Origin of the sequence: Kitasatospora sp. NPDC057512, from assembly GCF_042802135.1 — a bacterium.
In the GTDB taxonomy this organism is placed as follows: Bacteria; Actinomycetota; Actinomycetes; order Streptomycetales; family Streptomycetaceae; genus Kitasatospora.
On record NZ_JBHVET010000422.1, the window covers coordinates 1 to 7360 of the forward strand.

Genomic DNA, 7360 nt, shown 5'->3' on the forward strand with positions numbered 1-7360 from the left:
CCGAACTGCTCGCCGGCGTCCCCGCCGAGCACCCGCTCACCGCCGTGGTGCACACGGCGGGCGTGGTGGACGACGGAACCGTCCTCTCCCTCTCCCCCGAGCAGTTCGACCGGGTGCTCGCGCCCAAGGTCACCGGCGCGCTCAACCTGCACGAACTGGCCGGCGACGTCGGCGGGTTCGTCCTCTTCTCGGCCGCGGCCGGCGTACTCGGCAACCCCGGGCAGGCCAACTACGCCGCCGCCAACTGCTTCCTGGACGCCCTGGCCCAGCGCCGGCGCGCCCAGGGCCGGCCGGCCGTCTCGATGGCCTGGGGCCTGTGGCAGGAGCGGTCCGGCATGGCCGGGCGCCTCGTCGACGCCGACCTGGAGCGGATCGTGCGCGGCGGCGCGGTGCCGATGAACGCCGAGACCGGACTGGCCCTGTTCGACGCGGCGGTGGCCTCGGGCGAAGCGGTGCTGGTGCCGATCCAGCTGGACCGGGCCCACCTGCGCGGCCGGGCGGCCGCCGTCCCCGCGCTGCTGCGCGGCCTGGCCGCCGGTGGCCCGGGCCGCCGCACGGCCGGCGCCCCGGACGCCGCTCCGGCGGGCGGTCTGGCCGGGCGCCTGGCCGGGCTCTCCGGCGAGGACCGTCGGCGGACCGTGCTGGACCTGGTCCGCGGCCACGTCGCCGCGGTGCTCGGGCACGGCTCGGGCGACGCCGTGGAGGAGGAGAAGGCGCTCAAGGAGCTGGGCTTCGACTCGCTGACCGCGGTGGAGCTGCGCAACCGGCTCAACTCCGCGACCGGGCTGCGCCTTCCGGCGACCCTGGTGTTCAACCACCCGACGCCGCGTGCGCTCGCCGCGCACCTGGTCGACGAGCTGCTCGGCCCGGACGCGGACGACTCCGCAGCGGCCCCGGCGGTGGCGGCCGCGGCCGACCCCGACGAGCCGATCGCGATCGTCGCGATGAGCTGCCGCTTCCCCGGGGGGATCGCCACCCCGGAGGCGCTGTGGGAGGTGCTCGCCGAGGGCGGTTCGGTGCTCTCGGAGTTCCCGGCCGACCGCGGCTGGGACCTGGAGGGCATCTACCACCCCGAGCCGGGCACCCCGGGCCGCACCTACACCCGGACCGGCGGCTTCCTGACCGACGTGGCCGGCTTCGACCCGGCGTTCTTCGGGATCAACCGCCGCGAGGCGCTGGCGATGGACCCGCAGCAGCGCCTGCTGCTGGAGACCTCCTGGGAGGCCTTCGAGCGGGCCGGCATCGACCCGCTCGGCCTGCGCGGCAGCCGGACCGGCGTGTACGCCGGCATGGTCTACCACGACTACGCGACCTGGGTGCGGGACGTGCCCGAGGAGGTCGACGGCTACCTCGGCAACGGCAGCGCGGCCAGCGTGGCCACCGGCCGGGTGGCGTACGCGCTGGGCCTGGAGGGCCCGGCCGTCACCGTGGACACCGCCTGCTCCTCCTCGCTGGTGGCACTGCACTTCGCGGCGGCCGCGCTGCGGCGCGGCGAGTGCGACCTGGCGCTGGCCGGCGGCGTGACCGTGATGTCCACACCGAAGCTGCTGATCGAGTTCGCCCGCCAGCGCGGCCTCGCCGAGGACGGCCGCTGCAAGGCCTTCGCGGCCGGCGCCGACGGCACCGGGTTCTCCGAGGGCATCGGCATGCTGCTGGTCGAGCGGCTGTCGGACGCCCGCCGCAACGGGCACCCCGTGCTCGCGGTGCTGCGCGGCAGCGCCGTCAACCAGGACGGCGCCTCCAACGGGCTCACCGCCCCGAACGGCACCGCGCAGGAGCGGGTGATCCGCCAGGCGCTGGCCGCCGCCGGTCTCGCCGCGGGCGAGGTCGACGTGGTGGAGGCACACGGGACGGGCACCCGGCTGGGCGACCCGATCGAGGCCCAGGCACTGCTGGCCACCTACGGCCAGGATCGCGAACTGCCGCTGCTGCTCGGCTCGGTGAAGTCCAACCTCGGCCACACCCAGGCCGCGGCGGGCGTCGCCGGGGTGATCAAGACGGTGCTCGCGATGCGCAACGGCGTCCTGCCGGGCACCCTGCACGTCGACGAGCCCTCGCCGCACGTGGACTGGACGGCCGGAGCGGTCGAGCTGGCCACCGCGACGCGGGACTGGCCGGAGACCGGCCGCCCGCGCCGGGCCGGCGTCTCCTCCTTCGGCATCAGCGGCACCAACGCCCACCTCGTCCTGGAGCAGGGCGACCCGGCGCCGACGGCCTCCGAGCGGACCCACGAGGGCCCGTCCGTACGGCCGTTGGTGCTCTCCGGCCGATCCGAGGAGGCGCTGCGCGGCCAGGCCGAGCGGCTGCTGGAGCTGGTCGGGGAGCGGCCGGAGCTGCACCCGGCCGACCTCGGGCTCTCCCTGGCCACCACGCGCTCGCAGTTCCCGCACCGGGGTGCCGTGGTCGCCGCGGACCGGGACGGCCTGCTGGCCGGGCTGCGGGCCCTGGCCGCCGGGACGCCGCAGGCGCCCGGGGTGCTGAGGGCGGTGGCGTCCTCGGGCCGCACGGCCTTCCTGTTCACCGGGCAGGGCGCCCAACGCACCAGCATGGGAAGCGAGTTGTACGCGGCGTACCCCGCGTTCGCGGCGGCGTTCGACGAGGTCTGCGCCGAGCTGGACCGCCACCTGGACCGCCCGCTGCGCGAGGTGATCGCCGAGGGCGGCGAACTCCTGGACCGCACCGGCTGGACCCAGCCCGCCCTGTTCGCCGTCGAGGTCGCCCTCTACCGCCTGGTCGAATCCTGGGGCGTGCGCCCGCACTTCCTGGCCGGCCACTCGATCGGCGAGGTCGCGGCCTTCCACGCGGCCGGCGTGCTGTCCCTGCCGGACGCCGCCCGCCTCATCACCACCCGCGCCCGCCTGATGGACCACCTGCCCTCCGGCGGCGCCATGGTCGCCCTCCGAGCCGGCGAGGACGAGGTCCTGCCCCTGCTCACCGAACGGGTCTCGATCGCCGCCGTCAACGGCCCCCGCTCCCTGGTCATCGCCGGCGACGCCACCGAAGTCCGCGCCGTCGCCGCCCAGTTCGACAAGGCCCGCGAGCTGCGCGTCAGCCACGCCTTCCACTCCCCGCTCATGGAACCGATGCTCGACGAGTTCCGCCGCACCCTCACCGAGCTGACGTACCACGAGCCCGCCATCCCGATCGTCTCCACCCTCACCGGCCGACCCGCCACCACCGACCAGCTCACCGACCCCGACTACTGGATCCGCCACGCCCGCCACACCGTCCGCTTCCACGACGCCGTGGACACGCTGCTGACGGAGGGCGTCACCACCTTCCTGGAGCTCGGCCCCGACGGTGTGCTCACCGCCATGGGCCAGGAGTTCCTGGACGGTACGGAGGCCGGCGGCCGGGCGGCCCTGGTCGCCGCGCAACGTCGGGACCGCTCCGAGGAGTTCACCCTGGCGTCCGCGCTGGCCGCGCTGCACCTGCGCGGTGTGCCGGTGGACTGGGCGGCGTTCCACGCGGACGGCCGGCGGGTCGACCTGCCGACCTACGCCTTCCAGCGCGGGCGGTACTGGCTGGACGTCGTCCAGCCGAAGGCCGGGGCCGGGGCCGGGGCCGCCGACCCGCTGGACGCCTCCTTCTGGGCGGCCGTCGAGCAGCAGGACGAGGCCTCCCTGGCCGCCGTCCTGCGGTTGGAGGGCGACGGCGGGCACCTCCCGTCCGAACTGCGGGCCGCGCTGCCGCTGCTCGCCGCCTGGCGGCGCGCCGCCAGGGCGGACGCCCCCGCGCCGCGGCCGGCCGACGCACCGGACGCCGACGCGCCGGACGCCGGGGAGCGGCCGGACCGGTCCGCCGGGCTGCGGGAGCGGCTCGCCGGGCTCACCGAGCCGGAGCGCGACGAGCTGCTGCTGGAGCTGGTCGAGGAGTGCGTCGCCGGGGTGCTCGGCGAGGCCCCGCACAGCGGCCTCGACCCCGAGTGCGGCTTCCTGGAGCAGGGCTTCGACTCCCTGACCGCGGTCGAGCTGCGCAAGCTGCTCACCGACGCCACCGGTCTGCGCCTGAGCAGCACGCTGATCTTCGACTACCCGACCCCCGCCGCCCTCGCCAAGCAGTTGCGCACCGCGCTGGACCCCGAGCTGCCGGGCGTCGGCCCGTCCGCGGGCGACGGCGCCGAAGCGGCCGGCACCGCCGGGGCGACCGGCACCGCCGAGGCGGTCGGCGACGAGCTGATCGACGACATGGATCTGGCCGAGCTGCTCCGCCTGGCCCGCGACAACTCCTAGGGCGTCCCCGGTGATTCGCGCCGAGTACCCGGCGCGGATCACCGCCCCCCCTGGACCCGACCTGAGCTTGATGTACGGAGATTTGTGATGAACGCAGCACCCCAGGAAGTCGTCGCGGCACTCCGGGATTCCCTCAAGGAGATCCAGCGGCTGCGCCGGGAGAACCGGCAGCTGGTGGACGCCGGCCGTGAGCCGATCGCGATCGTCGGCATGGCCTGCCGCTACCCGGGCGAGGTGACCTCGCCCGAGGAGCTGTGGCAGCTGGTCGACGGGGGTGTGGACGCGATCTCCGGCTTCCCGGTCAACCGGGGCTGGGACGTCGAGGCGCTGTACGACCCCGACCCGGACACGCCGGGCACCAGCTACGTCCGCGAGGGCGGGTTCCTGCACCGGGCCGACGAGTTCGACCCGGCGTTCTTCGGGATCAGCCCGCGCGAGGCGTTGGCGATGGACCCGCAGCAGCGGCTGCTGCTGGAGACCTCCTGGGAGGCCTTCGAGCGGGCCGGGATCGCGCCGACCTCGGTGCGCGGCAGCCGGGTCGGGGTGTTCGCCGGCATCGCGACCGCCGACTACGCGGCCCGGTTCCAGTCCGTCCCGGAGGAGGTGGAGGGCTACCTGGGCAACGGCAGCGCCGGCAGCGTGGCCTCCGGCCGGGTGGCGTACGCGCTGGGCCTGGAGGGTCCGGCCGTCACCGTGGACACCGCCTGCTCCTCCTCGCTGGTGGCGCTGCACCTGGCGAGCCAGGCCCTGCGCTCCGGCGAGTGCTCGCTGGCGCTGGCCGGCGGCGTCACGGTGCTCTCGACCCCGGCCGGGTTCGTGGAGTTCAGCCGGCAGCGCGGGCTGGCGCCGGACGGGCGCTGCAAGTCCTTCGCCGCCGCCGCGGACGGCACGGCGTGGGGCGAGGGCGTCGGCATGCTGCTGCTGGAGCGGCTCTCCGACGCCCGCCGCAACGGGCACCCGGTGCTGGCGCTGGTCCGCGGGTCGGGCATCAACCAGGACGGTGCGAGCAGCGGCCTGACCGCGCCGAACGGTCCCGCCCAGCAGCGGGTGATCCGGCAGGCGCTGGAGAGCGCCGGGCTGGCGGCCGGCGAGGTGGACGTGGTGGAGGCGCACGGCACCGGCACCACCCTCGGCGACCCGATCGAGGCCCAGGCGCTGCTCGCCGCCTACGGCCAGGACCGCGAACGGCCGCTGCTGCTGGGCTCGTTGAAGTCCAACATCGGCCACACCCAGGCCGCCGCCGGGGTGGGCGGCATCATCAAGATGGTCGAGGCGATGCGTCGGGGCACCGTCCCGCGCACCCTGCACGTGGACGAGCCGACGCCCGAGGTGGACTGGACGGCCGGGTCGGTCGAGCTGATCACCGAGGCCCGGGACTGGCCGGAGACCGGCCGCCCGCGCCGGGCCGGGGTCTCCTCCTTCGGCGTCAGCGGCACCAACGCCCACGTCATCGTCGAGCAGGCCCCGGACGCCCCGGCAGACCCGGAGGCCGAGGCGCCGGCCGGTACGGCGCCCGCGCTCGCCCCGCACCTGCTGTCGGCGAAGACCGTCCCCGCGCTGCGGGAGCAGGCCGCCCGGCTGCGCGCCCGCCTGGAGGCGGACCCCGGGCTGGACCTCACCGACCTGGCCTACTCGCTGGCCACCGGCCGCGCGCAGTTCGCCCACCGGGCCGCCGTGGTCGCCGCGGACCGCGCCGAACTCGCCGCCGGGCTGGCCGCGGTGGCCGAGGGCGACGGGATCACCGCGACGGCAACCGGCAGGACCGCGTTCCTGTTCACCGGGCAGGGCACCCAACGCGTCGGCATGGGAAGCGAGTTGTACGCCGCCTACCCCGCGTTCGCGGCGGCGTTCGACGAGGTCTGCGCCGAGCTGGACCGCCACCTGGACCGCCCGCTGCGCGAGGTGATCACCGAGGGCGGCGAACTCCTGGACCGCACCGGCTGGACCCAGCCCGCCCTGTTCGCCGTCGAGGTCGCCCTCTACCGCCTGGTCGAATCCTGGGGCGTACGGCCGCACTTCCTGGCCGGCCACTCGATCGGCGAGGTCGCGGCCTTCCACGCGGCCGGCGTGCTCTCCCTGCCGGACGCCGCCCGCCTCATCACCACCCGCGCCCGCCTGATGGACCACCTCCCCACCGGCGGCGCCATGGTCGCCCTCCGAGCCACCGAAGAGGAGGTCCTGCCCCTGCTCACCGAACGGGTCTCGATCGCCGCCGTCAACGGCCCCCGATCCCTCGTCATCGCCGGCGACGCCACCGAAGTCCGCGCCGTCGCCGCCCAGTTCGACAAGGCGCGCGAGCTGCGCGTCAGCCACGCCTTCCACTCCCCGCTCATGGAACCGATGCTCGACGAGTTCCGCGACACCCTCGCCCAACTCACCTACCACGCCCCCACCATCCCGATCGTCTCCACCCTCACCGGCCGGCCCGCCACCACCGAGCAACTCACCGACCCCGACTACTGGATCCGCCACGCCCGCCACACCGTCCGCTTCCACGACGCCATGGACACGCTCCGGGCGAAGGGCGTCACCACCTTCCTGGAGCTCGGCCCCGACGCCGTGCTCACCGCCATGGGCCGGGACCACGGCGACGACGGCGACGAGGCGTTCGTACCGGTGCTGCGGCGCGACCGGGCCGAGGTGCGGACCGCCGTCTCCGCCGTGGCGGCGCTGCACGGGCGCGGGGTGCGGGCCGACTGGGCGGCGTTCTTCGCCGGTTCCGGCGCGCGCCGGGTCGACCTGCCCACCTACGCCTTCCAGCGCCGCCGCTTCTGGCTGGACGCCGCGCCCGTCGCGGGCGCCGCCGCCGACCCGGCGGACGCCTCCTTCTGGGCGGCCGTCGAACAGCAGGACCTGGCCGCGCTCGGTTCGAGCCTCCGGCTGGCCGAGGAGGAGCAGCGCTCGCTGGGCGACCTGCTGCCCGCGCTCTCCTCCTGGCGGCGCGAGCGCCAGGACCGTTCGCTGCTGGACTCCTGGCGCTACCGCGTCGAGTGGCAGCGGCTCGCCGACCCGGCCGGCCCGCCCGTGCTCTCCGGCGACTGGCTGGCCGTCCTGCCGGCCGGCTGGACGGAGGAGGGCGCCGGCGGCGCGCCGGCCGCGCTGCGGGCCCGCGGCGCGCGGGTGCTGAC

General features: G+C 75.9%; 1 protein-coding gene and 1 pseudogene. Both read left to right on the forward strand.

Annotated features, from left to right (window positions below; genetic code table 11):
- Positions 1-5: 5 nt before the first annotated feature.
- Positions 6-4232, forward strand: a pseudogene (locus tag ACFU6K_RS24880) (beta-ketoacyl synthase N-terminal-like domain-containing protein); the annotation flags it as partial.
- Between the two features lie 84 nt (positions 4233-4316).
- On the forward strand, positions 4317-7360 hold a 3044-nt coding region (locus ACFU6K_RS24885), incomplete at its 3' end, for a type I polyketide synthase (protein WP_380666500.1).